We start from the raw sequence: 26,613 nt of genomic DNA on the forward strand, positions 1-26,613 counted from the left end.
CTCGTACGGCGCGGACCCCGCGCCGGGCCGGCCGCCGCGGGGTCCGCGCCGTACGAGTGCGGCTGGCGGTAGCCCGGCACGTAGGCGGCGCGGGTGGGCACCCGGGCGTGGCTGACCACGAGGCAACTGCCGGCCGGCACGGCGAGCATCGCGGGGTCCAGTTCGAGCAGGCCGGCGAGCACCTCGCGGCGGCCCGCACCGGCCGGGCCGGCGGCGACCACGGCCAGCGGGTCATCGGGGTTCGGGGTGGTCACGCCGAGCCGGATCGGCAGGAATCCACCGCGGGGCAGTTCGACGGTCGACCCGTCCGCGTCGTCGGGCACGTCGACCGCGTGGAGAGGACCCGGCTTCATCAGGCGGCCTCCCGGTAGGGCGACCGGGTTGCGGTCCGGTCGCGAAGGACATCCGGTGGTGGCACCCGGATGCCGGAAGACTACGGGCGGAGACCGTCCCCGGCAAAACACTTCGGATACTCACCAGTAATCATCAGATTACTCAACTTCGGTGAGTAACGGTGTACTCGCCGCCCGATTCTCGCCGATATGCTGCTCGGATGAGTCGGTGGGACTTCGTCGGCCGAACGGACGAACTCAACCGTCTGTTGTCGGCGGTCGGCGGCCCCGAGGGCCGCGGACTGCTGTTCAGTGGCAGCGCCGGGGTCGGCAAGAGCCGGCTGCTCCGGGAAGGCGTCGCCACCCTCCCCACCGACCGGTACGCGATCTGGTCGGTCTCGGCCAGCGCCACCACCGCCGCCCTGCCGTTCGGCGGGCTGGTCCAGGTGCTTCCTGGCGAGCAGCCACCGGGCCTCTCCCCGGCCGGCGTGCTGCGCTGGGCGGTGGACGTCCTGCAGGAGGAGGCCGCCGGTCGACCGATCGTGCTGGCGATCGACGACGCGCACCTGCTCGACCCGCCGTCGGCCGCGCTGGTGCACCTGATCGCCCGGGCGGAGAACGCCACCGTCATCGGCACCCTGCGCAACGGCGAGCAGATCCCGCTGCCCATCCGCGCCCTCTGGACGGACGACCTGGTCGAGCTGGTCGAACTGGGGCCGCTCGGTCCCGCCGACACCACCGGGCTGCTCGCCGCCATTCTGGACGCTCCGGTCGACGCCGGATCGGCCGAGCGGCTGTTCCGGCTCTCCGCCGGCAACCCGCTGCTGCTGCGCGAGCTGGTGCTGGCCGCCGTCGGTGGCGGCGAGCTGACCCGCACGTACGGGATCTGGCAGTGGACCGGCCGGCTGGAGCTGGCGCCGAGCCTGACCGACCTGATCGACGTCCGGATCGGCCAGCTCACCCCCGGCGTACGGTCGGTGGTCGAGCTGGTCGCGTTCGGGGAGCCGCTCGGCCTGCAACTGCTGGAGCAGGCGGTGGACCCGGCCGACGTGGAGACCGCCGAGGAGCGCGGCCTGATCAGCCTCGTCCGCGACGACCGGCGGCTGGACGTCCGGCTGGCCCACCCGCTCTACGGCGAGGTGATGCGCCGGCAGTGCCCGGTGAGCCGCACCCGCCGGTTGCAGGCGACGCTGGCCGAACTGCTGGAGCAGGTGGGCAAGCGCCGCCGCGACGACCTGCTCCGGGTGGCCGTGTGGCGGCTGGACTCCGGCACCGCGCAGGATCCCGCCCTGCTGCTCGACGCGGCGGCGCAGGCCTTCGGCCGGTACGACGTGCCGCTGGCGACCCGGCTGGCCCGGGCGGCGCTGGAGGCCGACGGCGGGTTCGACGCCGCCGAGCTGCTCGCCACCATCCTGATGTTCGGCGACCGACCGGACGAGGCGATCCGGGTCCTCGACGCGGTCGCCGGGGAGATCCGCTCCGACGGGCGGCGCAGCCGCTGGCTGACGGTACGCGGCATGGTCAGCTACTGGGGGCTCAGCCACGAGTCCACCGTGGAGGAGATCGCCGCCCGGGCCGAGGAGCTGACCGACCCCACCGACCGGGCCCGCATGCGCGCCTTCGAGGCCATCATGCGGCTGCACCGGATGGACACCCCTGCCGCGCTGCGGCTCGCCCAGGCGGTGCTGGACCGGCCGGCCTCCTCGGTGGCCGCCCGGGAACTGGCCCGGTGCACCATCGCCCACCTGCACGCCGCGCAGGGACGGTACCGGCGCAGCACGACCGCGATCGCGCGGGTGCAGGCCGAGGCGGCCCGGTGGCGGGGCGACATGCCGTACCTCCAGCTCGCGATGGAGCTCGCCCGGGGCACCCGGCTCACCCTCTCCGGCGACCTCGCCGGCATCGACGCGATCGTGGCCGACGAGTTCGCCGACCTCGCGGGCGCCGGCGACTTCCGGCTCGGCACCGGCTACCTGGCCATCCTCCGGGCGTACGCGGCGCGGCTGCGCGGGCAGAGCGACGAGGCGCTCAAGACCAGCCTCGACGCCTGCGCGGTGCTGGCCACCAGCCGGGTGTACGCCGGGCTGGCGCACGCCGAGCGCGCCCAGGCGGCGGCGCTGCGCGGCGACCCGGCGCACGCCGCGGAGGCGATGGCCGAGGCGGACCGGACCCACTCCCCTGGGATGGCGGTGCTCTACCCCTGGTTGGAGCAGGCCCGCAGCGCGGTGTACGCGGCCGGCGGCGACCTGGCCGGCGCCACCAAGCACCTCTGCGCGCTCGCCGACCGGCTCCGGGAGGACGGCCTCGCCGGTCACGAGGTGCTGGTCCTGTTCGACCTGGTCCGGCTGGACCAGGCCGCCGCCCCGGTCGGCCCGACCTGCACCGACGGCGGCCGGCGTACGGTGGCGCAGCGCCTGGCCGACCTCTCCGAACGGGTCGACGGGGCGCTGCCGCCGCTGCTCGCCCGGTACGCCCGCGCGGCCGTCGAGGACTCCCCCGCCGAGCTGCTGGCGGTCGCCGACGACTTCGCCGCACGGGATCTCGTCGTCTTCGCCGCCGAGGCGGCCGCACTGGCCCTGCACCGGCTCGGCCGCCGTCGTGCCGCGTCGACCGCCGCGGCGCGGGACCGGCTCGCCGCCCTGCTGGGCCGCTGCGACCAGATCTCCACGCCGGCGTTGCGGCTGCTCCAGCCGGCGCTGACCGACCGCGAGTGGGAGGTGGCCCGGCTCGCCGCCGACGGCGCCACCAGCCCGGCCATCGCGGACCGGCTCTACCTGTCCACCCGGACGGTGGAGAACCACCTGCAACGCGTCTACAGCAAGCTCGGCGTGGCCGGGCGGACGGAACTGCGGGCGGCCCTGCGATCGATGCCGGGCCACGACGGCGGGAATTCCGGCTGAACTCTAGGCTGGACCGGTGAGAACCCTTCGCCCCGCACTGCTGACCGACCACTACGAGCTGACCATGGTGAGCGCCGCCCTGCGGGACGGCACCGCCGACCGGCGGTGCGTCTTCGAGGTCTTCACCCGTCGGCTGCCGGCGGGCCGCCGCTACGGCGTGGTCGCCGGCACCGGGCGACTGATCGACTTGATTCGCGACTTCCGGTTCGACCCCGAGGAGGTGGACTTCCTCCGCCGTACCGGGGTGGTGGACGACCGGGCCGCCGAGTGGCTGACCAACTACCGCTTCACCGGCGACATCGACGGGTACGCCGAGGGTGAGCTCTTCTTCCCCGGCTCCCCGATCCTGACCGTCTCGGGGAGCTTCGCCGAGTGCGTGGTGCTGGAGACGCTGGTGCTGTCGGTGCTCAGCCACGACTGCGCGGTCGCCGCGGCGGCCGCCCGGATGGTCACCGCGGCCCGCGGCCGGGCGCTGATCGAGATGGGCTCTCGCCGAGCCCACGAGGAGGCGGCGGTGGCCGCGGCCCGGGCGGCGTACCTGGCCGGCTTCCGGTTCACCTCCAACCTCGCCGCCGGCCAGCGGTACGGCATCCCGACCGCCGGCACCGCCGCGCACGCGTTCACCCTGCTGCACGACGACGAGAGGACGGCGTTCGCGTCGCAGGTCGCCACGCTGGGCAAGGACACCACGCTGCTGGTCGACACGTACGACATCAGCCAGGGCATTCGGAACGCCATCGAGGTGGCCGGGCCGGAGCTGCGGGCGATCCGGATCGACTCCGGTGACCTGACGGTCATCGCCCAGCAGTCGCGGGAGCTGCTCGACTCGCTCGGCGCCACCGAGACCAAGATCATCGTTTCCGGCGACCTGGACGAGTACTCCATCGCCACCCTCGCCGCCGAGCCGGTCGACATGTACGGCGCCGGCACCGCCGTGGTGACCGGCTCCGGAGCGCCCACCGCCGGCCTGGTCTACAAGCTGGTCGAGGTGGAGGGGCGGCCCGTGGTCAAGCGTTCCGAGCACAAGGCCACCATCGGCGGCCGTAAGGTCGCGGTACGCCGGCACAAGCCGACCGGCACCGCCACCGAGGAGGTCATCGTGCCGCAGGGCGTACCGGACCGGCAGCCCAACGACCGGCTGCTGCAGCGCTCGTTCGTCATCGACGGCGAGCCGGTCGCCCTGCCGACCCTGGACGAGTCCCGCGAACACCTGCGGCAGTGCCTGATCTCCATCCCCTGGGAGGGCCTGAAGCTCTCCGGTGGCGATCCGGCCGTTCCGGTGACCGTCGTACCCGCTAGCTGAGAAGGGACCGCCCGGATGAGCAACGCCTTGATCATCGTGGACGTGCAGAACGACTTCTGCGAGGGCGGCTCCCTCGCCGTAGCGGGCGGGGCCGGCGTGGCGGCCGGTATCTCCCGGCTGCTCGCCGTGGCGCCGGACCGGTGGGACCACGTGGTCGCCACGAAGGACTACCACATCGACCCGGGCCCGCACTTCGGCAACCCGCCGGACTACGTCAACTCCTGGCCCCGGCACTGCGTGGTCGGCACCCCGGGCTCGGAGTTCCACCCGGACCTGGCGACCGGACGGGTGGAGGCGATCTTCCACAAGGGCGAGCACGCGGCCGCGTACTCCGGCTTCGAGGGGCACGCCGACGACGGCGAGTGCCTGGCCGACTGGCTGCGCCGCCACGGGGTGGACCGGGTCGACGTGGTCGGGATCGCCACCGACCACTGCGTCCGGGCCACCGCCCTGGACTCCGCCGAGGAGGGCTTCGACACCACCGTGCTGCTCGACCTGACCGCCGCCGTCGCGCCGGACACGCTCGACGTGGCGCTGCGGGGGATGGAGGGCGGCGGAGTGACCATGGTCGGCAAGCCTGTGATCAGGACCGCTTGACCAGGTAATTGGTTGCGGCTGTCGTACCTCCCGTCGAGGATTGCGCGGGAGGTACGGACCGTCGTGAACTTGAAGCCTTACCGGGAGGCGCTCGCCCTGCCCGGTCTCCGGTCGCTGCTGCTGGTCTCGGTGCTGGCGCGCATTCCGCTGACCGCGACCGGGGTGACGCTCACCTTCTACGTCGTGCTCGACCTCGACCGGGGGTACGGCGCCGCCGGCCTGGTCGGCGCCGCGCTGACCGTCGGCGCTGCGGTCGGCGCGCCACTGCTCGGCCGGCTGGTGGACCAGCGCGGCCTGCGGCCCGTGCTCGCCCTGACCACGGTCGCCGAGGCGCTCTTCTGGGCCAGCGCCCCGGCGCTCTCCTACCCGGTCCTGCTGCCAGCCGCGTTCCTGGCCGCGCTGCTCGCCCTGCCGGTCTTCTCGGTGGTCCGCCAGTCGGTCGCCGCGCTGGTGCCGGCCGACCGCCGCCGCCCGGCGTACGCGCTGGACTCGATGTCGGTGGAGCTGTCGTTCATGGTCGGCCCGGCGCTGGCCGTGGCGCTGGCCACCGCCATCTCGCCGCGGATCACCCTGTGGGCGGTCGGCGCCGGGATCGTCGCCTCCGGCGTCGTGTTCTGGCTGCTGAACCCGCCCACCCGCAGCGCCGACGAGCCGGCCGGCCCGCAGCGCAAGGTGTCCCGGCGCGAATGGGTCACCCCCCGGCTGCTCGCCGTGCTCGCGGTGAGCCTCGCCGCCACCCTGGTGCTCGGCGGCACCGACGTCGCCGTGGTCGCCGTGCTGCGGGCCAGCGGCGAGGTCGGCTGGACGGGCGTCGTCCTGGCCATGTGGGCGGTGGCGTCGCTGGTCGGCGGCTTCGCGTACGGGGCGGTCAGCCGGTCGTTCTCGCCGCTGGCGCTGATGGCCGTGCTCAGCCTCTGCACCATCCCGGTCGGGTTGGGCGGGTCGCACTGGTGGCTGCTCTGCCTGGCGCTCGTACCGGCCGGGGCGCTCTGTGCGCCCACCATCGCCGCCACCTCCGACGCGGTCAGCCGGCTGGCCCCGGCCGAGGTACGCGGCGAGGCCATGGGCCTGCACGGCTCCGCGGTGACGGTCGGCATCGCGCTCGGCGCTCCGCTCGCCGGTGCGGTGATCGACCACTCCCGCCCGCTCTGGGGGTTCGCGGTCACCGGCGCGATCGGGGTGCTCGTCGCCCTGGCGGTGCTCCCGGTCGAACTGCGCCACCGCCGCGAGGCGGCTCCCGCCGCTCCCGCGCCCGAGCTGGCCACCGCCACCACCTGACACCGGCCGCGGCTCTCGCCACCACCTGACGCTCAGCCGCGCCCAAGAGACGGCTGGACGTCGGGCGTGTCGGCCGTCTCGCCCATGCATGCCCGGGCAGCGATATACCGCTCAGTCATAACCATGCCTGGGAGGTATATCGCTGCAGAGGCTGCTCGCCCTGGCCGCCGCTACCTCCAGCCAGCCACCGGCGAGCGCCACCGGCCTGCCGGCCAGGAGTCGGCGCAACTTCCGGGAAGTTGTGGCCTCCTATGAGCGGGAGCCGGCAGCTTCCCGAAGTTGCGGACCAGGCCGGGGAGGGGAAGCGGACGAAACGCGACGGGCGCCGCACCCGAGGGGGTGCGGCGCCCGTCTGCGCGGTGTGGTGGAGCGTCAGCGCTGATCGAGGTTGCCGGAGGTGTCCTCCAGGTAGCTGGCGCCACCGTTGGACTCACTGGTCAGCGGCTTGGCGCCGCCCTCCGGCGGGCCGGCCAGGGTCTGACCGGCGGCCAGCTCCGGGAACTTGAGGTCGAAGGCCGGCCGCTCGGAGCGGATCCGCGGCATCCGGTCGAAGTTCCGCAGCGGCGGCGGGCAGCTGGTCGCCCACTCCAGCGAGTTGCCGTGACCCCACGGGTCGTCGACCTCGACCACCGGGCCGGTCTTGTACGACTTCCAGCAGTTCCAGATGAACGGCAGGGTCGAGATACCGGTGATGAACGCGCCGATGGTGGAGACCGTGTTCAGCGCGGTGAAGCCGTCGCTGGGCAGGTAGTCGGCGTACCGGCGGGGCATGCCCTCGTTGCCCAGCCAGTGCTGCACCAGGAACGTGGTGTGGAAGCCGATCATGGTCAGCCAGAAGTGCACCTTGCCGAGCCGCTCGTCGAGCATCCGGCCGAACATCTTCGGGAACCAGAAGTAGATGCCGGCGAAGACGGCGAACACGATCGTGCCGAAGAGCACGTAGTGGAAGTGCGCCACCACGAAGTACGAGTCGGTCACGTGGAAGTCGATCGGCGGGCTGGCGAGCAGCACACCGGTCAGACCACCGAAGAGGAAGGTCACCAGGAAGCCGATGGCGAAGAGCATCGGCGTCTCGAAGCTGATCTGCCCCCGCCACATGGTGCCGATCCAGTTGAAGAACTTCATACCGGTCGGCACGGCGATCAGGTAGCTGAGGAAGCTGAAGAACGGCAGCAGCACCTGGCCGGTGGCGAACATGTGGTGCGCCCACACGCTCATCGACAGGGCGGCGATCGAGATGGTCGCGGCGACCAAGCCCTTGTAACCGAAGATCGGCTTCCGGGAGAACACCGGGATGACCTCGGTGATGATGCCGAAGAACGGCAGCGCGATGATGTAGACCTCGGGGTGCCCGAAGAACCAGAAGAGGTGCTGCCAGAGCATCGGGCCACCGGTGGCCGGGTCGTACACGTGGGCGCCGATCAGCCGGTCCGCGGCCAGCGCGAAGAGCGCGGCGGCCAGCAGCGGGAAGACCAGGATCGCCAGCAGGCTGGTGACCAGCATGTTCCAGGTGAAGATCGGCATCCGGAACATGGTCATGCCGGGGGCGCGCAGGGTCAGGATCGTGGTGATCATGTTGACCGCGCCGAGGATGGTGCCCAGACCGGAGATGGCCAGGCCGACCACCCACATGTTCGCGCCGACGCCCGGCGAGTGCGCGCTCGTGCTCAGCGGCGTGTACGCCGTCCAGCCGAAGTCGGCCGCGCCGCCCGGGGCGATGAAGCCGGCCGTGGCCATGGTGCCGCCGAAGAGGTACAGCCAGTAGGCGAAGGAGTTGAGCCGGGGGAACGACACGTCGGGCGCGCCGATCTGCAGCGGCACCACGTAGTTCGCGAAGGCGAACACGATCGGCGTCGCGAAGAACAGCAGCATGATCGTGCCGTGCATGGTGAAGAGCTGGTTGTACTGCTCGGGCGACAGGAACTGCAGGCCCGGTCGCGCCAGCTCGGCGCGCATGAGCAGCGCCATGAAGCCGCCGATCATGAAGAACACGAACGCGGTGACCATGTACATGATCCCGATCTGCTTCGCGTCCGTGGTGCGCAGCAGCCGTGCGATTGCCGACCCCTTGACCGGCTCTCGGACCGGCCAGGGCCGGGTCACGACCGGCTTGGGTGCGACGGTGGTCACGAGTGGCCTCCGGTTCTCGGTTGTCCCGCTCGGCACGCGTTATTTATCTGCGAGCCGTCATCCGCAAGGAGGATAGTCCCCGGTAGGTGGCACCGCCGCTCGGGGTGGCCCGCTACGATCACCGCCGCTCCGGCGCCGCGCTCACAGCGGGTCCACCAGAAGCCGGTAGTGCTCCTGGAAGATCCGGCCGCCGCGGCCGCGCAGCAGCGGATCGCGCAGCGCGGGCGGCACGTCCCGGGTCCGGTTGCGGTCCCGGGTCCGGTCCCGCACCCACCGGGTACGCGGCCGCCGGCGACTCTCGTACGCCAACAGCGCGGCGTCGACGCTGCCGGCGGCCCGCAGCGACTCGGCGAGCACGACGGCGTCCTCCAGCGCCATCGCCGCTCCCTGGGAGAGGGTCGGGGCGGTGGCGTGGGCCGCGTCACCGATGAGCAGTACCCGCCCGTGGAACCAGCGCCCCAGTTCGATCTCCTCGGTGACGCTGACGTGCACCTGGTCCAGCGTCCCCAGCACGTCGGGAACCGGGCCGCCGTAGTCGCCGAACAGCTCGCCGAGCCGGGTCAGCGGGTCGGCGGGCGGTACGGTGCCGGCCTCGTCGGCGTAGCAGTACAGCCGGCCGGCGCCGATCGGCACCATCAGGAAGCCGGACCGCTGGCCGAGCAGGGCGGTCCAGTCGGCGATCCGGGGGCCGCCACGGACCACGCTCCGGTAGACGACCTGACCGGCGGGGCGCGGCGGGCCGCCGAGCGCGGCCAGGGTGCGGACCGCCGAGCGGGGTCCGTCGGCGCCGACGACCAGGTCGTACTCGCCGGAGGTGCCGTCGGTGAAGCCGACCGAGACCCGACCCGGCTGCAGCTCGACGGCGCTGAGCTCGGCGCCGTGCCGGACGGCGCCGCCCGCCCCGGTGAGCAGCACCCGGTGCAGTTCGGCCCAGGACAGCGCCCGGCACTCCCCCACGCCGGCCCAGAGGGCGTCGAGGTCGACCTCGCAGAGCGGCGCCCCGGCGGCGTCGAGGAAGCGCTGCCGGTGGATCACCCGACCGAGCGGACGCACCGGGCCGTCCAGGTCCAGCCGGCGGAGCGCGCGGGCCGCGTTGCCGGGCAGGTAGAGGCCGGTGTCCACCAGCTCGGTGGGCGGCAGCTTCTCGGTGACGTCGGGCCGGAACCCCGCCAGCCGCAGCGCCCGGGCCACGGCGAGACCCGCGATGCCCGCGCCGACGACGAGGATGCGCAGGGGGGAACCACCCATCGTGGTGTACGCCTCCGGAGGGGTTCGGAACGCGTTGGAGGCAAGACATTACTCGGCGCTACCGACGGACACCAGAGCCGAACGGTTCGCCGGGTTCGCCCCTCCCGGTAAGCGAAAAATCTGTCCGGCGCTTCCGTTCAACCGGTCGTGTTGCGCAAGGCTTTCAATCATATAAATGTATCCAATTGAACCTTGGAGCGCTCCCGGCCGTATCCCCCCGACACGTATCCGGCACCCCCGCGCCGAAGCCAAGGAGCATCATGAAGCGTCCATTGAGGGCCATCGCGGCCGCCGGCCTGCTGGCCGCCGGCTCGATCGTCGCCGTCATCCTCGGCGGCAACGCCTCCGCCGACACCCAGATCTGCGAAAAGTTCGGTTCGACGGTCATCGGCAGCAGATACGTCGTGCAGAACAACCGCTGGGGCACCAGCGCCCAGCAGTGCATCAACGTGACCTCCACCGGCTTCTCGATCACCCGCCAGGACGGCGTGGCACCCACCAAGGGCGCGCCAATCTCCTACCCGTCGATCTTCGTGGGCTGCCACTACACGAACTGCTCGCCGGGCACCAACCTGCCGGTCCAGGTCAAGCAGATCAGCAGCGCGCCGAGCAGCATCAGCTACAACTACGTCAGCGGCGCGATCTACGACGCCTCGTACGACATCTGGCTCGACCCCACGCCCAAGAAGGACGGGGTGAACCAGATGGAGATCATGATCTGGCTCAACCGGCAGGGCGCGATCCAGCCGATCGGCTCCCCGGTGGGCACCACCACCCTCGCCGGCCGGGGCTGGGAGGTCTGGCGGGGCAGCAACGGGCAGAACAACGTCATCTCGTACGTCGCGCCCTCGGCGATCCCCGGCATGAGCTTCGACGTCATGGACTTCATCAACGACAGCCGCAACCGCGGCGCGATCACCAGCGACTGGTACCTGACCAGCATCCAGGCCGGCTTCGAGCCCTGGCAGGGCGGCGTCGGCCTGGCGGTGAACACCTTCTCGCAGGACGTCCGGACCGGCGGTACGACCACCCCGCCGACCACCTCCAGCCCGTCGCCGAGCGGCACGGCGTGCTCGGTGAAGTACACGCCGACCAGCGTCTGGGACAACGGCTTCACCGCCGACGTGGTGATCACCAACACGGGCACCACGACGGCCGGCGGCTGGACGATGACCTACAACCTGCCCACCGGACAGCAGATCACCAGCGCCTGGAACGCCACGGTGACCCAGAGCGGGTCGGCGGTGACCGCGAAGAACGTCAGCTACAACGGGACGCTGACACCGGGCGGCTCGACCAGCTTCGGCTACCAGGGGACGCTGAGGGGGTCCTACTCCTCCCCGACCAGCTTCACGCTCAACGGGGTGGCCTGCAGCAGGGCCTGACCTGACGACGAGGGGCGCGATCCGGCGATCGCGCCCCTCGTCGTGGCCACGCTCAGCTGCCCAGCGCGTCGATGTCGCGCATCTCCTCGGCGGTCAGCGAGAAGCGGAAGACGTCGGCGTTGGCCCGGATCCGGTCCGGGGTGACCGACTTGGGAATCACCACGATCTCGTGGTCGATGTGCCAGCGGAGCACCACCTGGGCCGGCGACACGTCGTGCGCCGCGGCGATCCGTACCAGCACCGGATCGGACAGGTCGGTGGTCTTGAACGGGCTGTACCCCTCCAGCACCACGCCGCGGTCCCGGTGCGCCATGTGGGTCTGCCGGTTGTACAGCGTCGGGCCCCAGCGGATCTGGTTGACCGCGGGGGTCTCCTCGGTGGCCTGGATCAGCTCGTCGATCTCGCTGATGCCGTAGTTGCTCACCCCGACCGTCCGGGCCAGGTTCTCGTCCCGGGCGGCGAGCATCTCCCGCCACACCGGGATGCTGTCGCTCGGCGACGAGGGCGGCCAGTGGACCAGCCAGAGGTCGACGTAGTCGGTGTCGAGGGCGCGCAGGCTCGCCTCGATGGTCTCCCGCTCCCGGCCCACCCGCTCGGGGGGCAGCTTCGTGGTGATGAAGATGTCCTCCCGGCGCAGTCCGCTCTCCTTGACCGCCCGCCCCACCTCCTTCTCGTTGCCGTACATGGTGGCGGTGTCGATGTGCCGGTAGCCGGCGTCGAGGGCGGCGAGCACCGCCTCGTAGCCGGCCTGCCCGGTGGCCTGCCAGGTGCCGAACCCGAGCAGCGGCATCCGGACGTCGCCGGAGAGCGGGACGGTGGGCTGTTCAGCGGTGGTCATGGCGGCAGTTCTACCCCTGATCGCCCCGGCCATGCTCCGACCCGGCGCCGCAGCAGCCCGTCGATAAGCCTACGAACAGGACGAACCATCCCACGACGTCCTGCGGACCACCCCGGTGTGCCGGACAATGCGGGGGTGGCTGACCGGCTGGAGGAGTACCGGCGCAAGCGGGACGCGAGGCGTACCCCGGAACCGGTGCCCGAACGCCCGCCCGCCCGTGGACGGGCCGGCCGCCGCAAGGCCCGCTTCGTCATCCAGCAGCACCACGCCCGCAGCCTGCACTGGGATCTCCGGCTGGAGCACCAGGGGGTGCTGGCCTCCTGGGCGGTGCCGCGCGGGCTGCCCCGGGAGCCCGGCCGCAACCACCTCGCCGTGCACACCGAGGACCACCCGATGGAATACCTGACGTTCCACGGCGAGATCCCGGCCGGCGAGTACGGCGGCGGGAAGATGACCATCCACGACACCGGGACGTACCAGGCGGAGAAGTGGCGCGACGACGAGGTGATCGTCGTGCTCGACGGGAAGCGGACCCAGGGCCGCTACGTGCTCTTCGCCACCGGTGCCCGGGATTGGATGGTCCGCCGCACCGACCCCGCCCCGCCCGGCTGGACCAGCATGCCGGAGCTGGTCCGACCGATGCACCCCACCCCGGCCGGCAAGCTGCCGAAGGACGAGGGCGAGTGGGGCTACGAGCTGCGCTGGGACGGCGTCCGGGCGATGGCGTACGTCTCCGGGGGCCGGCTGCGGCTGCTGTCGGAGACCGACGAGGACATCACCGGGGCGTACCCGTGGCTGCGGGACCTGGCCGAGGAGCTGGCCCCGACGGAGGCGGTCCTGGACGGCGTGCTGGTCCGCATCGACGCCGCGGGCCGGGTCAAGCGGCCGACCGCCCGGGGCGGCCCGGACGCCCAGTTCCTCGTCTTCGACCTGCTCTGGCTGGAGGGCGTGACCAGCACCGACGTGCCGTACGCGCAGCGCCGGGAGCTGCTCGACGGCATGGGGCTCGCCGGCCCCCACTGGCAGACGCCGCCCTGGTTCCCGGGAGTCGGCGCCGACGCCCTGCGGACCGCTCGCGAACAGGGGCTCCCCGGAGTCGTGGCGAAGCACCTCGACTCTCCGTACGAGCCGGGCCGGCGCAGCCGGCGCTGGCTGAGCATCGACACGAGCTGAGGAGCATCGTGTACCTCACGCACCTGGACTGCCCCCGCTGCGGTGCCGAGCATCCGGCGGAGAAGTTGCAGAACCTCTGCGGCTGCGGCTCGCCGCTGCTGGTCCGCTACGACCTGGCCGCGGTGGCCGCGTCGGTGCCCCCCGAGCAGTTCGGGCTCCGCCCCGCCGACCTGTGGCGCTACCGGGAGCTGCTCCCGGTGACCGATCCCCGGTTCGTCACCACGTTGGGTGAGGGCTGGACGCCGCTGCTGCGCGCCCCGGCGTACGGCACCGAGATCGGCATCCCCGACCTGATCGTCAAGGACGAGGGGCTGACCCCGACCGGCTCGTTCAAGGCGCGCGGCGCGGCGGTCGGCGTGAGCCGGGCTCGTGAGCTGGGCGTCGAGCGGATCGCCATGCCGACCAACGGCAACGCCGGCGCGGCGTGGGCGACGTACGCGGCCCGGGCCGGGATGGGCGCGACCATCGCGATGCCGCTTTCCGCGCCGAGCATCTGCCGCCGCGAGTGCCGGGCCGCCGGGGCCGACCTGCGGCTGGTCGACGGCCTGATCAGCGACGCGGGCCGGTGGATCGCGGCGCTGGTCGCCGAGTCCGGCGGGCGGATCTTCGACGCCGGCACGCTGCGCGAGCCCTACCGGCTCGAGGGCAAGAAGACCATGGGGTACGAGATCGTCGAGCAGCTCGGCTGGCAGGTGCCCGACGTGATCATCTACCCGACGGGTGGCGGCGTCGGCCTGATCGGCATCCACAAGGCGCTGCACGAGCTGCGCGAGCTGGGCTGGGTGGAGGACCGGCTGCCGCGGCTGGTGGCGGTGCAGTCCACCGGCTGCGCGCCGATCGTCAAGGCGTTCGCCGCCGGGGAGCAGCGGGCGACGCCGTGGCCAGACGCGCACACCGTCGCGTACGGCATCACCGTGCCGTCACCGCTCGGCGACGAGCTGATCCTGGCCGCCCTGCGGGAGAGCGGCGGCACCGCGATCGCGGTGGACGACGCGGAGATCCTGGCCGACCTGCGCGACTTCGCCGCCCGGGAGGGGCTGCTGCTCTGCCCGGAGGGGGCGGCCTGCCTCTCCGCCGCCCGGCACCTGCGGGCGGGTGGCTGGATCCGGTCCGGTGAGCGGGTGGTGGTGCTCAACACCGGCGCCGGCATCAAGTACCCGGAGACGGTCGACGTGTCCGACGTACCGGTGGTGTGACCGACGCTAGCCGGTGGTCGGGTCGGTCAGAGGCCAGGCGGCGCTGATCGCTCGGCGCCAAGAGATGAAGCCGTAGTCGGAGATCTGCGGCTGGGGCACCCGGCCCGGGTACCCGGAACGGTCGCTTTCAGACCGTATGGCCGCTGGCGGTCGGGGGCTCGTCCTGGCCGGCGGCCTCCGCCGCGTCGGCCTCCTCCTTGGTCCGGTGCACGGCCTGGTCGGCGTGCTCAGGCGGGCCGTAGACGGTGTAGAGCACCAGCGGGTTGGGGCCGGCGTTGACGAAGTTGTGCTTCGTGCCGGCCGGTACGGCCACCAGGTCGCCGGCGACGACCTCCTTCTTCTCACCGGCCACCCTGGCCTCACCGGTGCCGCTGACGAAGGTCAGGATCTGGTCGATGTCCTCGTGGACCTCTTCGCCGATCTCGCCACCCGGCGGGATGGTCATGATGACCAGCTGGGTGTGCTCGCCGGTCCAGAGCACCCGGCGGAAGTCAGGGCTCTTCTCGGCGACGGTCGCGATCGTGAAATGCTCCATGCTGGCCACATACCCGGTCCCGCCCACGGTCACGCCGGGACTGTCAAATGATGGAATTCCCCACAGATCCGTGGTTTGGATCCCTTCCAGACGGGCATCTGGACCCCCAAGACCGGTGCAGGTCAGACCGGTTGAGCCAGGTCCCCGTTGTCGTACCGCCGTACGGCTGCGATGGTGGGAGACGGCCAGAGCGCGGCGACGTTACGACTACGGTCGAGCGGCGCCGTGCGCTCGTGTGCGCGGAGGTTCCCGCCACCGGCATATCCACCGGACAATCAGCCGAGTCGGCCGGTGTGCGCACTCAGCAGTGCCCGCAATCCCGCCGCGTCCGTCTCCCCGATCGCCCGTTTCGGCAGCACGAGCACGCCGGCGCCGAGCCGGTCGGAGGCGAGCAGGACGAACGACCTCGGCGTCTCCACGTGGTACGGGTGCTGGGCCCAGCGCGCGGTCGTCTCGCCGCCCGCCGCGACGATGTGCAACCCGTCGGCGCCGACCGCCACGCGCAGCGGCTGGGCCAGTCCGGGATTGCCGCGGATCATCTGTCGGGCGGACCAGCGGTAGGTGAGCTTCGCCGGATCGGCGAGCCGGCGCAGCAGCCGGCTCATCCCGGCGGTCAGCAGCAGGAGGATCGCCACGGCGACGGCCAGCGCGATCCACATGGTGGGGGTGCCGTCGCCGGCGAGGGCCGTCCTCGCCACGACGACGAGCACGACAGCGGCCGTGACGAGTGGAGCGAGCTGGCGCAGGTACCACGGGCGGCGCACCACCCGGTGGGCGGCGGTGAGCCCGTCGACGAGGTCGTCTGCGGTGAGGGTGTACTCGAGCAGCACGGGCTGGGCGGCGGGCGCGTCGGCGGACATGGTGCGAAAGCATAGGGAAAACCGGCTCCGCACGAGCCCCGATCCGCGAGGACCTGTGATCCATGCGAATGTCTCGCTAGGCTGAAGTATGGTGCCCGCCCACGGCGGTCGGGCGGCAGAACCGGTCTACCGCCCCATTCTGGTCGGCCGCCGGGGTGAGCTGGAAGCACTGGCCCATCTCGACGGCGCCGCCCTTCCGCTGCTCGCTCCGATCCTCGACCTCTGCACGGTCGATCGGTGCATCGTGGACCTGGTCAGCCGACTCCCGGCCGGGCTGCTCCCGGCCGTCGACGTTTCGACCCTGCCCGATGTGCCGGAGACCGAGCTGGTCCGCTGGGGCGTACCCCTGGTACCGGTGATCGGGCTGGCGGAGAGCGACCGCCGGCTGGTGGCGCACGGCGTGGCGGCCCGGGCGTACGCCGGACGGGCGGTGGTCCGGCTGCGGACCGGGCTGGACCGGGCGGGCTCGGACGCGACGACCACCGCGGTGGAACGGGTGTGGCGGCAGGCCCGGCTGGTCCCGGAGCAGTGCGACCTGCTGGTGGACGCCGGTGACGTCTGCTGCCCGGCGGACGTGCGGCTGGCCGAACCACGGGTGCGGCGACTGCTGGAGTGGGCCCGGCGACACGCCTGGCGGTCGGTGACCCTGGCGGCGGGCGGGATGCCGCCGACGCTGTCCCGCCTGCCCACCGACGAGCCGGTACGCCTCGACCGCTTCGACTGGCAGCTCTGGCAGCGGCTGGCCGATCTCGGCGTCGGGTACGGCGACTACGGGGTCGGCTGCGCGGTGCCGGGCTCCGACGGGCCGGGCGACCGGCTGCCCACGCTGCGCTACACCGCGGACGGGGCGTGGTGGATCTACCGCTGGTCGCGCCGGGGCGGCCGGGGCGACGAGCGCTTCACGGACCTGTGCCGGACCCTGGTGGGAGCGGCGCACTGGCCGACCGCCGGGGCGGGGTTCTCCTGGGGTGACCACGAGATCCTGCGGCGGGCCCGGCGGGTGGCCGGCACGGGCTCGCCGACGAACTGGGTGGCCTGGAGCACCTCCCACCACCTGGCACATGTGCTGGGCGCACTGCTGCGGCCGAGCCGGGAGCAGCGACCCGGACCGTGGCGCGGCGGCGACGACACGCCGGAACGGGGACGCTCCGGCCGGCCGAACCGGGGCGGCGAGACGCGCCGCGCCGGCTGAGCGGCGGTGGTCAGTCCTTCTCGGTGAACCCGAACTGGACGATCCCCTCGTCGTCGACGGTCGCGTCGACGGAGGTGTCGTTGAGCAGTTCGGCGGCGTCGGCGTCGAGGAAGATCCGGGCGCCCTGGTTGTCGAGCACCTGGTCGCCCTGCACCGGCTGCTCAACCAGCTCGATGGAGAGCGAGCCGGCGTCGGTGTCGGCCGCGATGCGCAGCCCGCCGCCCTCGGCGACGTCCTGCTGGAGGGCGAGGTCACGGATCACCATCACCGCGTTTTCGGTCATGGTCAGCATGGTGGGACTCCTCGTGTCGGATTCGGGGCCGGCCGGCGCGGCCATTCGTCGGCCGGGCCTCAGCCCAGGGAGGCGAATCGGTGTTCGCCGTGCAGAACAGGGCAGCTCGAACGCCCCTCACGGCCTACGGTGCCCCCTGCCGGAGCATCCGTCAAATAGAGCGGGGTCAGTCGATCCGGGTACCGCCGAGCGGACATGTTCGGGTCGGCAACGGGTAATCGAGCGGATTCACCGCGGCGGCGGAGGTCTGTCGCCACCGGCGTCCACCAGGGCCGGGCAGACCCCGACGGATTGTGGAAATTAGTTTCGCTCCAGAGGGTTTCCCGGAGGAAACCTCCATGGCAGCATCGACGCATGCATCGTCGTCTCTTTCCCCGGGCGCTGGCGGTGCTGGTCCTGGTCGCCACCGCGGCCACCGCCGGCGCGCCCACCGCCACGGCCGAGTCACCCACCCCGGCCCAGGCCCAGCTGGACGCCACCATCGACGCCGTCCTCGCCGACTCCCGGCTGGCCGCGGCCCAGGCCGGCGTGGTCGTCGTCGACACCACCACCGGGCAGACCCTCTACAACCGCAACGGTGACCGTCGGCTGGTGCCCGCCTCCAACACCAAGCTGCTCACCTCGACCGCGGCGATGGAACTGCTCGGCCCGGGCCACCGCTTCATCACGGACGTCTCCAGCAGCGGCCCGCGCCGGGCCGGGTTGCTCTCGGGCAACCTCTACCTGCGCGGTGGCGGCGACCCGACAATGCTGGCGATGGACTACGACGAGCTCGCCGCCCAGGTCGCGGCCGACGGCGTACGAGTGGTGACGGGCAACCTGGTCGCCGACGACACCCGCTACGACAACACCCGGCTGGGTCCGGATTGGACCTGGGACGACGAGTCCTACTACTACGCCGCCCAGGTCTCCGCCCTGACCGTGGCACCGGACACCGACTACGACGCCGGCACCGTGATCGTGCACGCCGCCCCGGCCGCCGACCCCGGCACGCCGCCGGTGATCACGATGACCCCGCCCAACAGCTACCTGCGGATCGACAACCGGGCGGAGACGGTCACCGACGGCGACACCACGATCTCCTTCGAGCGCGAGCACGGCGGCAACACCATCGTGGTGACCGGGCAGATCGCGGTCGGCGAGACCCCGGAGAACGACTGGATGACGGTGTGGGAGCCGACCGGCTACGCCGCCGACATCTTCCGGTCGGCACTGCGCCGGCACGGCGTACGGGTGCTCGGCCGGACCGTCCTCGGCCAGGCGACCCCCGCCGACGCCACGCCGGTCGCGCGGCACGACTCGATGACCCTGGCCGACCTGATGGTGCCGTTCCTGAAGCTCTCCAACAACGGCCACGCGGAGGTGCTGACCAAGGAGCTCGGCCGGGTCCTCTCCGGCTCGGGCACCTGGTCCGCCGGCCTCACCGCGATCAGCACGTACATCGGCGACAACGGGATGAACACCGGAACCCTGCGCCAGCGGGACGGCTCCGGGCTCTCCCGGCGCAACATGATCCCGCCGGCCGAGTTCGTATCCTTGCTCTCCGCGGTCCGCGCCGAACCGTGGTTCGACACCTGGTACGCCGCCCTGCCGATCGCCGGCAACGCCGAGCGCTTCGTCGGCGGGACGCTGCGCAGCCGGATGCGCGGTACGGCGGCGGCGAACAACGTGCACGCGAAGACCGGCAGCCTGACCGGGGCGTCCAGCCTCTCCGGCTACGTCACCGACGCCGACGGCCACCTGCTGGCCTTCTCGATCGTGCTGAACAACTACCTGACCTCCTCGGTGAAGGGACTGGAGGACCAGATCGCGATCGCGCTGGCGTCGTACACCGAGAAGGGCACCACCGCCGCGCGGCTCGCGGTGCCGACGGCGCCGGAGGTGCCCCGGGTGCCCGAAGGGATGGAATGCTCCTGGGTGAAGCCGATCGTCTGCTGACCGCGCCGGTCGCCTGGATCTTCTCCAGGTACTCGAAGATGTCGTCGTTGAGCTGCGGGGTGCGCAGGTGGGCGAGCGCAAACGCGGTCACGGGTCCGTCCCCGATGTGTGCGCCGGCTGCTCGGCGCAGGGCCTGCACCGATTCTGCGTCGGGCGGGCCGCCGGGTCGACACCCGCGGGCGGTCAGATCCGTTCCAGCACCACCACCGGGATCTCCCGGTCGGTCTTGCGCTGGTAGTCGTCGTACGCCGGCCAGGTCGCCGTCATGGTGCGCCACATCCGCGGCTTCTCCTCCGGCCCGGCGGTACGGGCCCGGGCGGTGAACTTCTCCGCGCCGACCTGGACCTGCACCTCGGGGTCGGCGAGCAGGTTGAGGTACCAGGCCGGGTGCTCCGGGGCGCCGCCCTGCGAGGCGACCACCAGGTAGTCGTCGCCGTCGCGGCCGTAGATCAGCGCGGTGCGGCGCAGCTTGCCGGTACGCCGGCCACGGGTGGTGAGCAGCAACGTGTAGATGCCGGGACGCCACTCGTGGCCTTCCGCGCCGTCGGTCTCGACGTACCGTCTGATGTGCTCGGCGACCCAGCCCTCGGGGCTGTCCAGCACCTGCTCGCTCGCCGTCATCTGTCCCTCCCGGATTGTCGGCCGACCGCTCGGCCCACGCTACTCCCGCCGGGCGTACGGCACCGGACGAACCGACCGTCAGCGCAGCGCGACCGCCTGGACGCCGACGTTGCCGCAGTCGCCGAAGGATTCCTCGACCGTCCAGGTCATCAGCAGCTTCGCGCCCCTGGGCGCCCGGAACCGGATGGTGAACTCGGCGGTCTGCTCGGTGTGCGGGTCCTCCATCCGCAGGGTGCTGGTCGGCCCGCCGGTGGAGAGCCGGACGTCGAGCCGCCCCCGGGCCATCCAGAGGCCTGCGTAGAGCCGTACGGTGCGCAGCTCACCGTTGCCGGCCACGGTGAGCACGAAGCCGTTTCCCTCGTCGCAGGTGTAGACCCCGGAGGTGGTGCCGCTGGCCGACTGGACGGGGGTGCCGTCGCGCCAGGCGTAGGCCTCCGGGTTGTTGCTGTAGCTGTCCCGGTCGCCGCGGCCGCCCTCGTCGCGGATCTCCCCCGATCCGTTCCGCTTCCGGACGGGCGTGTCGGCGCCGAGGAGTCCCCAGTGGACCCAGTCGACGGTGCCGACGGCGGTGAGGTCGACCAGCGCGGGCACCTCGCCCCGGCTCACGGTGAGCTGCGGTCCGGCGGCCGGCTTCGACGGCGAGGGGGTCGGTGAGGGGCTCGGCGACGGCGGCCGCTGCCGGGGTTGGAGCCCGGGCGTGACCGCGTCCGCACCCGGCGGTTCGACGCCCCGGGACGGGAGCGCCGGCCGCCCTCTGTCGGGCGGCCCGGGGATGACCGCGGTCTCCTCGCGGGGGCCGGAGTGCTGCTCGGTGCCGAGGTACGTGACGACGGCGGTCAGGAAGGCGACGGCGACGACGGCCTCGACCAGCCAGCGGCGGCGCTGCCGGGCGCGGGCCATCCGGCGCAACGCCGTCCGGGTCTGGCGGTAGCCGCAGGGGAATGCTGCTCGGCCGCCGACCCGCCCGCGGTCTTCCTCCGCCACCCAGACCTCCACTCCCACCCGCTGCCGGCCGCCGTGACGGGCGGTGCGTGACCCCGCCTCACGTTGTCACCGGCCGGCCCGGTTGCGCCATATGTGAGGGGGTGGGCGTTTCCACTTCGTTACCAAGAGGTAGCGGAGGGCGTCCGTCGATCGATCAGCGCCGCTCCCGGCGGCGTAGCCCCCGTACGGGATGCCAGCTCTCGATGACCAGATGGTCCGGTGGATCCCCGACCCGGGTCAGCACCACCTCGGTCAGTTCGATCCGGAACCGGTGCGAGCCGTCCTCCCCCGGCGGCTCCTCGTGCGCCACGCCGGCGATCTTCGCGTCGCCGCCCCACGAGGCTGGGTCGTCCTCCGGGCTGTCCTCCGTCGGGCAGTGCAGCGCGACCCGGGGATCCCGCCGCAGGTCCAGCGCCTTGAGCGCGCCGGCCATGCTGCCCAGCCGCAACTGGCCGTCATCGGAGAAGTCGAACTCCGTACCGCTGATCCGCGGCGAGCCGTCCCGCCGCAGGGTAGCCATCGTGCCGTGCTTGCGTACCGCAAAGCGGGCGCGAACGCGCGCCGCGAACTCGGGTTCCTCGTCGACCAGGTCGGACCACCATGCCATGTCCGCCAGCCTGGCAGGCAAACCTGACAGGGCACGACATCTTTCGCTGGTCAGCGGAGCTCGAAGCCCAGCGCCTGCGCCACCACGATCGCCTGCTCAGCGTCGATGATCGCCCCCGCCCGCTCGACCACCACCGGGTCGAGCGCGGTCAGGTCACTCCCCCGCAGGTCCGCCCCGGCCAGCCGAGAGCTGTGCAGCTGGGCGCCGGAGAGGTCGACGCCGGTGACCGTCGCCCCGGTGAGGTTGACGCCGGTGAGGTCGACCTCGCGCATCCGTACGTCGGTGATGCGCACCCCGCGCAGGTCGGCGCCCGGCAGGGCGACGAACGACCAGTCACCACCGCTGATCCGCAACGGGCGCAGGTCGCACTGGTCGAAGCTGCTTCCGACCAGCTTGCAGCCGATGAACTCGGCCTCGAACAGATTGCACCGCTTGAACGTGCAGCGGGTGAACGCGGAGTCGGTGTGCCGGGACGCGTTGAACGCCACGTTGCCGAAGACGCACTCGGTGAAGACCGCCCCCTGACTGATCGCCTCGGTCAGGTCCACGTGGAAGAACGAGCAGCGGACGAACTGCCGCTCGACCAGCTCTTCGGCGTACCAGTCCTCGTCACGGTAGGTGACGTCCTCGGTCGGTTCAGGCATCGGGCCAGATTAGTGGTCGTGGCCGACACTTCCCGGCACGCGTACCGGCTAGTAGGTTTTCCGGCGTGAGCGTGGCAGTGAGCATCGACCCGGACCGTATCGGCTTCGACCCCGCCCGGCTGGCGCGGATCGACGAGCACTTCGGCAGGTACGTCGACGACGGCCGCCTCGCCGGCTGGCAGATCGTCGTCACCCGCCGGGGCGAGATCGCCCACTCCGCCACCTACGGTCTGCGGGACCGGGAGGCGGGCACCCCGGTCGAGCAGGACACCCTCTGGCGCATCTACTCGACGACCAAGCCGATCACGTCGGTCGCCGCGATGATGCTCTGGGAGGAGGGCCGGTTCGAGCTGAACGACCCGATCAGCCGCTGGCTGCCGGAGTTCGCCGACGTCCGGGTCTACGACAAGGGTTCGGTGCTCAAGCCGTACACGGTGCCGGCAGTGGAGCCGATCCGGGTCTGGCACCTGCTCACCCACACCGCCGGCCTGACGTACGGCTTCGCGCAGAGCACGGTGGTCGACGGCCTCTACCGGGCGGCGGGGTACGACCTGGGCGTGCCGGCCGGCGCGGACCTGGCGGAGGCGACGCGCGGGATGGCCCGGCTGCCGCTGCTCTTCCAGCCCGGCTCGAGCTGGAACTACGGCGTCGCCACCGACGTGCTGGGCCGGTTGGTCGAGGTGATCTCCGGGCAGAGCCTGGACGTCTTCTTCACCGAGCGGATCCTGCGCCCGCTGGGCATGACCGACACCCGGTGGTGGGTCGACGAGCCGGACGCCAAGCGGCTGGCCGCCCTCTACACCCCGCACCCGGCGACCGGGCAGGCGGTCCGCGCCGACGCGATCGGCCGGTACGCGCTGGCCGAGCCGGGCTGGTTCTCCGGGGGCGGCGGGCTGGTCTCCACGGCCGCCGACTATCACCGGTTCACCCAGTTCCTGCTGCGCGGCGGCGAGCTGGACGGCGTACGGCTGCTGGCGCCGCGGACGCTGCGCTTCATGACCCGCAACCACCTGCCCGGTGACCGTGACCTGGCCTCGTTCAACCCGGAGGGCTTCGCCGAGACGGTGCTCGACGGCATCGGCTTCGGGCTCGGCTTCGCCGTGGTCCTGGACCCGGTCCCGGCCCGGGTGCCGAGCAGCGTGGGCGAGTACTACTGGGGCGGCCTGGCCAGCACCGCGTTCTGGGTGGACCCGGTGGAGGAGGTCACCGCCCTGCTCTTCACCCAGCTCATGCCGTCGAGCACGTACCCGCTGCGCTCGCAGCTGCGCCAGCTCGTCTACTCCGCGCTGATCGACTGACCCGGCCCCGGCCGTCGCCGGTGGCGGCGACCTGCGGGCCGGTCGGACCATCCGCCAGGATCGGCGTTACGCCACCGTCGCGCCGACCGGCTCCCTAGCCTGGGGTGCGAGGCACGTCCGGCGGGAGGTGGTCAGGCCATGAGCAACATCGTCGTGTTCGGCGCCGGTGGCACCGCGGGGTCGCGGATCACCGCCGAGGCGGTCGAGCGGGGTCACCGGGTCACCGCGGCGGTACGCCGCCCGGAGGCGACCAGCTACCTGCCGGCCGGTGTGCGTACGGTCACCGGCGACGCGACGTCGGCGCACAGCGTACGGGAGCTGGCCGAGGACGCCGACGTCTTCGTGGTGGCGATCGGCGGCGGTGAGCGGGAGCTGTGGCGGAACGCCGCGCAGACGCTGGTCAGTACGCTGCGCGAGCTGCCCGACCCGCCGCGGATCATCCATGTCGGCGGCGGGGCGACGCTGCTGACCCCGAAGGGCACCCCGTACCTGGACGAGCCGGACTTCCCCGACGAGTACCGGGACGCGGCGCTGGGGCAGGCCGACGCCCTGGCCTGCTACCAGTCCGCTGCCGACGGGGTGACCTGGACGTACCTCTCCCCGCCGCCGCTCGAGTTCCACCCGGGCGAGCGGACCGGCCACTACCGCACGGGCACGGATCATCCGGTGAGGGACGCCCAGGGCCGCTCGGTGCTCACCTACGAGGATCTGGCCGTCGCGGTGGTGGACGAGGTCGAGAACCCGCGGTTCAGCAACGCGCGGTTCACCGCGGCGTACTGAGCGGGCTCAGTCGGCCAGCCGGGCGGGGAAGCCGCCGATGGCGATCGGCCCCCAGCTGTCGATGGTGACCCGGATCAGGGACTTGCCCTGCTTGACCATCGCCTCCCGGTACTCGTCCCAGTCCGGGTGCTCGCCGGAGATGCTGCGGAAGTACTCCACCAGCGGCTCCAGCGCCTCGGGCAGGTCGAGCACCTCGGCGGTGCCGTCGACCTGCACCCACGGCCCGTTCCAGTCGTCGGAGAGCACGCAGGCCGAGACCCGCGGGTCGCGGCGGATGTTGGCCACCTTCGCCCGCTCCGGGTAGGTGGAGATCACCAGCCGACCCTCGCCGTCCACGCCGCAGGAGACCGGGGAGGACTGCGGCCGCCCGTCGGAGCGGGTGGTCATCAGCACGACCTTGTGCCGGGGGCGGAGGAACTCGATCAGGGCGTCGCGGTCGACCCGGGTGTTGCGCGCGATGGTCCGTGCCATTCCTCGGTTCTACCAGGCCATCCGCCCGCCGGTCGGCGGCCCCCAGGCTCTCGTACGGGCGGAGGCCCGACCGCGATCAGCGGGAGCGGTCGGCGACGCGGCGCGGCGAGGGCTGCGCCGGCACCCGGGGCGGCGCCGTCGGCCGCCAGGCCCGGCCGTTGGCGTAGATCACCCGGAAACCGAGGTACGACGCCAGCGGCGCCCAGTGCGCCGAGCCCATCCGCAGCTCGGCGGCGTTGTGCCGCTGACCGTTGGCGAGCACGTCGAGCAGCACGGTCTCGAAGGCGGCCGACTCGACCCAGTCGACGTCCCGGGTGAACCCGCAGATCAGCGCCGCCCCGGTCTCGTCGAGGAAGTCCCGCAGCGCGGCGTCGGAGGCGCGCAGCACCGAACAGCTGCCGAAGTAGAGCCGGCGCCCCTCGCACCGGCCAGCCATCCGTTCGGCGACGTCGGCGAGCTCGACGGAGTCCCAGTCGGTGAGGCAGAGCCGGCTCGGCTCGCCGTGCATGGCGAAGAATCCGACCCGGTAGTCGGCGTACTGCTTGAGCAGCCAGCGGTCGAGGAAGTAGAAGAGCTCGTCGCGGGTCGCCGCGTCCTTGTGGATGAACCGGATCCGGCCGAGCCGTTCGAGCAGTTCGAGGGTGGGCAGGACGGAACCACGCTCGTTGAGATCCCGGTGCCACTGACCCTCGATGCAGAACACGCCACCGCGCGCCACGCGCACCTCCCCCGTCCGTGGAGCCCCGGCGCAGACGTTACCGGTCGCGGGTCACGAGGCGGCATCACCCTCGGTGCCCTCGAACGGCCGTTTCCGTCACCTCTGGCCCCATCCGGCCGGTCGAGTACGCCTTCCGGTGGGAATGAACGTCTCGCGATTTCCGCAATTTCCCAGGAACCAGTGATTGCGAGGATGATTCTCCTTATTGCGCACCAATCGCCCAGGTGGCTGCCAGGGTGGAGAGGACAGGACGTCCGGCTCGACGGCCTGCTGACCACCCCAATCACTCTCCTTCCAGGAGGAATCCTGTGCGTCTCAACACCCTGAAACGGGCGGCCGTCGCGTTCGCCCTGGCACTGCCCGGGGCCGCGATCGCCACGGTGGTTGCCGCGCCGGCGGCCCACGCCGACGGCTGCTACACCTGGCAACGCACCCTCTACCAGGGCCGCTCCGGCAGCGACGTCCGCCAGTTGCAGATCCGGGTGGCGGGCTGGGCCGCCTACCGGAGCGTCGTCCACGTCGACGGCGTCTACGGACCGGAGACCACCGCCGCGGTGAAGCGCTTCCAGGCGGCCTACGGCCTGCGCGCCGACGGCGTCGCCGGCCCCCAGACCTTCAACAAGCTCTACCAGTTGCAGGACAACGACTGCTCGACCGCCCACTTCAGCTACCGGGAACTTGACGGCGGGTGCGGCCAGGGCGGGTTCAGCGGGGGCCCGCTCTCGGCCACCAGCACCAAGGCCAATGCGACCCGCACCATGTGGAAGCTGGAGGCCCTGCGCCACAAGCTCGGCGACCGGCCGCTCTACGTCCGCAGTGGCTTCCGCAGCACGTCCTGCAACCGGCAGGTCGGGGGCGCGTCGAAGAGCCAACACCTCTACGGCACCGCCGCCGACGTGGTCTCCGGCGGCGCCACCCTCTGCCAGGTCGCGCGGGCAGCCCGGTCCGACGGCTTCAGCGGCATCTACGGCCCCGGCTACCCCGGCCACAGCAACCACGTGCACGTGGACTCGCGCCGGGAGAACACCAGCGACGGCCTGGCGAACACGACGAGCTGGTCCGCGCCGAACTGCGGGGTCCGCTGACCCTGAGGACATCGACGGCGGCCCGGCGCAGGGGTGGGGGCTCCCCGGCGCCGGGCCGCCGTCATGCCTCCCCGGGGCTGTCGGGCGTGCCCCCGATCAACCACTCCGGCTCGGCGTGCCTGACGCCACGCCGCGACCCGGAGCAGTCAGCTCGCCCGGGGCCAGCGCGGCCGGGTGGCGGGGGGTGCCACCGGCCGAACGAAGCCCA

General features: G+C 72.2%; 24 protein-coding genes and 1 pseudogene. 12 read left to right on the plus strand and 13 right to left on the minus strand.

The genetic code is table 11. The features are described from left to right. Positions 1-353, minus strand: a pseudogene (locus DKL51_RS16815) (P-loop NTPase family protein); the annotation flags it as partial. A 200-nt stretch (positions 354-553) separates the two neighbouring features. Here DKL51_RS16815 and DKL51_RS16820 point away from each other — a divergent pair. From DKL51_RS16820 to DKL51_RS16835, 4 genes are read left to right on the plus strand one after another with little or no spacing between them, the layout of a single operon-like run. Then, entirely contained in the window at positions 554-3,232 is a 2,679-nt protein-coding gene (locus tag DKL51_RS16820) for a LuxR C-terminal-related transcriptional regulator (protein WP_124812239.1), read from the plus strand. Between the two features lie 16 nt (positions 3,233-3,248). Then, a complete protein-coding gene (locus DKL51_RS16825; protein WP_124812240.1) occupies positions 3,249-4,535 on the plus strand; it encodes a nicotinate phosphoribosyltransferase in 1,287 nt (428 codons plus the stop codon). A gap of 15 nt (positions 4,536-4,550) precedes the next feature. Continuing rightward, positions 4,551-5,132 carry an isochorismatase family protein gene (locus DKL51_RS16830; protein WP_124812241.1) on the plus strand — a complete coding sequence of 194 codons (582 nt, stop codon included), beginning with the start codon at positions 4,551-4,553 and terminating at the stop codon, positions 5,130-5,132. 39 nt (positions 5,133-5,171) lie between these two features. Continuing rightward, the gene (locus tag DKL51_RS16835) at positions 5,172-6,410 is read left to right on the plus strand and encodes an MFS transporter (RefSeq protein WP_124812252.1); all 1,239 of its coding nucleotides are present in this window, start codon (positions 5,172-5,174) and stop codon (positions 6,408-6,410) included. Positions 6,411-6,782: 372 nt separating this feature from the next. Here DKL51_RS16835 and ctaD read toward each other — a convergent pair whose 3' ends face one another. Both ctaD and DKL51_RS16845 read right to left on the minus strand, forming a co-directional pair. After that, positions 6,783-8,540, minus strand: a complete 1,758-nt coding sequence (gene ctaD / locus DKL51_RS16840) for an aa3-type cytochrome oxidase subunit I (RefSeq protein WP_124812242.1) — start codon at positions 8,538-8,540, stop codon at positions 6,783-6,785. Between the two features lie 141 nt (positions 8,541-8,681). Then, positions 8,682-9,788: an FAD-dependent monooxygenase gene (locus DKL51_RS16845; protein WP_109965684.1), complete on the minus strand. Its 1,107-nt coding sequence runs from the start codon at positions 9,786-9,788 to the stop codon at positions 8,682-8,684. Positions 9,789-10,048: 260 nt separating this feature from the next. Here DKL51_RS16845 and DKL51_RS16850 point away from each other — a divergent pair, with 260 nt between their 5' ends. Then, positions 10,049-11,173, plus strand: coding sequence for a glycoside hydrolase family 12 protein (locus DKL51_RS16850; RefSeq protein WP_124812243.1), 1,125 nt, complete (start codon positions 10,049-10,051; stop codon positions 11,171-11,173). A gap of 52 nt (positions 11,174-11,225) precedes the next feature. Here the strand turns inward: DKL51_RS16850 and DKL51_RS16855 are convergent, their stop codons facing one another. Further along, a complete protein-coding gene (locus DKL51_RS16855; protein ID WP_124812244.1) occupies positions 11,226-12,011 on the minus strand; it encodes an aldo/keto reductase in 786 nt (261 codons plus the stop codon). Between the two features lie 135 nt (positions 12,012-12,146). Here DKL51_RS16855 and DKL51_RS16860 point away from each other — a divergent pair, with 135 nt between their 5' ends. Both DKL51_RS16860 and DKL51_RS16865 read left to right on the plus strand, forming a co-directional pair. Next, positions 12,147-13,184, plus strand: coding sequence for a DNA polymerase ligase N-terminal domain-containing protein (locus DKL51_RS16860; protein ID WP_124812245.1), 1,038 nt, complete (start codon positions 12,147-12,149; stop codon positions 13,182-13,184). Between the two features lie 8 nt (positions 13,185-13,192). Beyond that, positions 13,193-14,380 (plus strand): threonine synthase, encoded by a 1,188-nt coding sequence (locus tag DKL51_RS16865; RefSeq protein ID WP_124812246.1) that lies wholly within the window; start codon positions 13,193-13,195, stop codon positions 14,378-14,380. A gap of 127 nt (positions 14,381-14,507) precedes the next feature. On the opposite strand, the gene DKL51_RS16870 is transcribed toward DKL51_RS16865, so the two are convergent. Continuing rightward, positions 14,508-14,915 (minus strand): cupin domain-containing protein, encoded by a 408-nt coding sequence (locus tag DKL51_RS16870; RefSeq protein WP_109948119.1) that lies wholly within the window; start codon positions 14,913-14,915, stop codon positions 14,508-14,510. Positions 14,916-15,190: 275 nt separating this feature from the next. After that, on the minus strand, positions 15,191-15,775 hold the full coding sequence (locus DKL51_RS16875) for a YcxB family protein (protein WP_124812247.1): 585 nt from the start codon (positions 15,773-15,775) through the stop codon (positions 15,191-15,193). A gap of 88 nt (positions 15,776-15,863) precedes the next feature. Between DKL51_RS16875 and DKL51_RS16880 the strand changes: the two genes are divergently transcribed. Continuing rightward, positions 15,864-16,967, plus strand: coding sequence for a beta family protein (locus DKL51_RS16880; RefSeq protein WP_185734825.1), 1,104 nt, complete (start codon positions 15,864-15,866; stop codon positions 16,965-16,967). A gap of 10 nt (positions 16,968-16,977) precedes the next feature. Here the strand turns inward: DKL51_RS16880 and DKL51_RS16885 are convergent, their stop codons facing one another. Next, positions 16,978-17,259 (minus strand): iron-sulfur cluster biosynthesis family protein, encoded by a 282-nt coding sequence (locus DKL51_RS16885; protein ID WP_109965681.1) that lies wholly within the window; start codon positions 17,257-17,259, stop codon positions 16,978-16,980. Between the two features lie 354 nt (positions 17,260-17,613). Here DKL51_RS16885 and dacB point away from each other — a divergent pair, with 354 nt between their 5' ends. Next, a complete protein-coding gene (gene dacB / locus DKL51_RS16890; RefSeq protein WP_124812248.1) occupies positions 17,614-19,197 on the plus strand; it encodes a D-alanyl-D-alanine carboxypeptidase/D-alanyl-D-alanine endopeptidase in 1,584 nt (527 codons plus the stop codon). 183 nt (positions 19,198-19,380) lie between these two features. Here dacB and DKL51_RS16895 read toward each other — a convergent pair whose 3' ends face one another. The 4 genes from DKL51_RS16895 to DKL51_RS16910 form a co-directional block, all read right to left on the minus strand. Continuing rightward, the gene (locus tag DKL51_RS16895) at positions 19,381-19,818 is read right to left on the minus strand and encodes a nitroreductase family deazaflavin-dependent oxidoreductase (RefSeq protein WP_109965679.1); all 438 of its coding nucleotides are present in this window, start codon (positions 19,816-19,818) and stop codon (positions 19,381-19,383) included. A 78-nt stretch (positions 19,819-19,896) separates the two neighbouring features. Next, complete coding sequence (locus DKL51_RS16900) at positions 19,897-20,802, minus strand: hypothetical protein (RefSeq protein WP_243420813.1); 906 nt, start codon at positions 20,800-20,802, stop codon at positions 19,897-19,899. A gap of 154 nt (positions 20,803-20,956) precedes the next feature. Next, positions 20,957-21,409 (minus strand): pyridoxamine 5'-phosphate oxidase family protein, encoded by a 453-nt coding sequence (locus tag DKL51_RS16905; protein WP_109948059.1) that lies wholly within the window; start codon positions 21,407-21,409, stop codon positions 20,957-20,959. Positions 21,410-21,459: 50 nt separating this feature from the next. Continuing rightward, the gene (locus DKL51_RS16910) at positions 21,460-22,053 is read right to left on the minus strand and encodes a pentapeptide repeat-containing protein (RefSeq protein ID WP_109948060.1); all 594 of its coding nucleotides are present in this window, start codon (positions 22,051-22,053) and stop codon (positions 21,460-21,462) included. Between the two features lie 65 nt (positions 22,054-22,118). Here DKL51_RS16910 and DKL51_RS16915 point away from each other — a divergent pair, with 65 nt between their 5' ends. Continuing rightward, positions 22,119-23,351 (plus strand): serine hydrolase domain-containing protein, encoded by a 1,233-nt coding sequence (locus DKL51_RS16915; protein WP_124812249.1) that lies wholly within the window; start codon positions 22,119-22,121, stop codon positions 23,349-23,351. Between the two features lie 138 nt (positions 23,352-23,489). Beyond that, positions 23,490-24,131, plus strand: a complete 642-nt coding sequence (locus tag DKL51_RS16920; protein ID WP_124812250.1) for an NAD(P)-dependent oxidoreductase — start codon at positions 23,490-23,492, stop codon at positions 24,129-24,131. 6 nt (positions 24,132-24,137) lie between these two features. On the opposite strand, the gene DKL51_RS16925 is transcribed toward DKL51_RS16920, so the two are convergent. Continuing rightward, complete coding sequence (locus tag DKL51_RS16925; RefSeq protein ID WP_124812251.1) at positions 24,138-24,602, minus strand: PPOX class F420-dependent oxidoreductase; 465 nt, start codon at positions 24,600-24,602, stop codon at positions 24,138-24,140. A 76-nt stretch (positions 24,603-24,678) separates the two neighbouring features. Next, positions 24,679-25,320 (minus strand): DUF6642 family protein, encoded by a 642-nt coding sequence (locus DKL51_RS16930; RefSeq protein ID WP_109948122.1) that lies wholly within the window; start codon positions 25,318-25,320, stop codon positions 24,679-24,681. Between the two features lie 308 nt (positions 25,321-25,628). Between DKL51_RS16930 and DKL51_RS16935 the strand changes: the two genes are divergently transcribed. Then, positions 25,629-26,405 carry a M15 family metallopeptidase gene (locus tag DKL51_RS16935; protein ID WP_109948064.1) on the plus strand — a complete coding sequence of 259 codons (777 nt, stop codon included), beginning with the start codon at positions 25,629-25,631 and terminating at the stop codon, positions 26,403-26,405. Positions 26,406-26,613 lie beyond the last annotated feature (208 nt).

It is taken from the genome of Micromonospora globispora (assembly GCF_003857015.1).
GTDB lineage: Bacteria > Actinomycetota > Actinomycetes > Mycobacteriales > Micromonosporaceae > Micromonospora > Micromonospora globispora.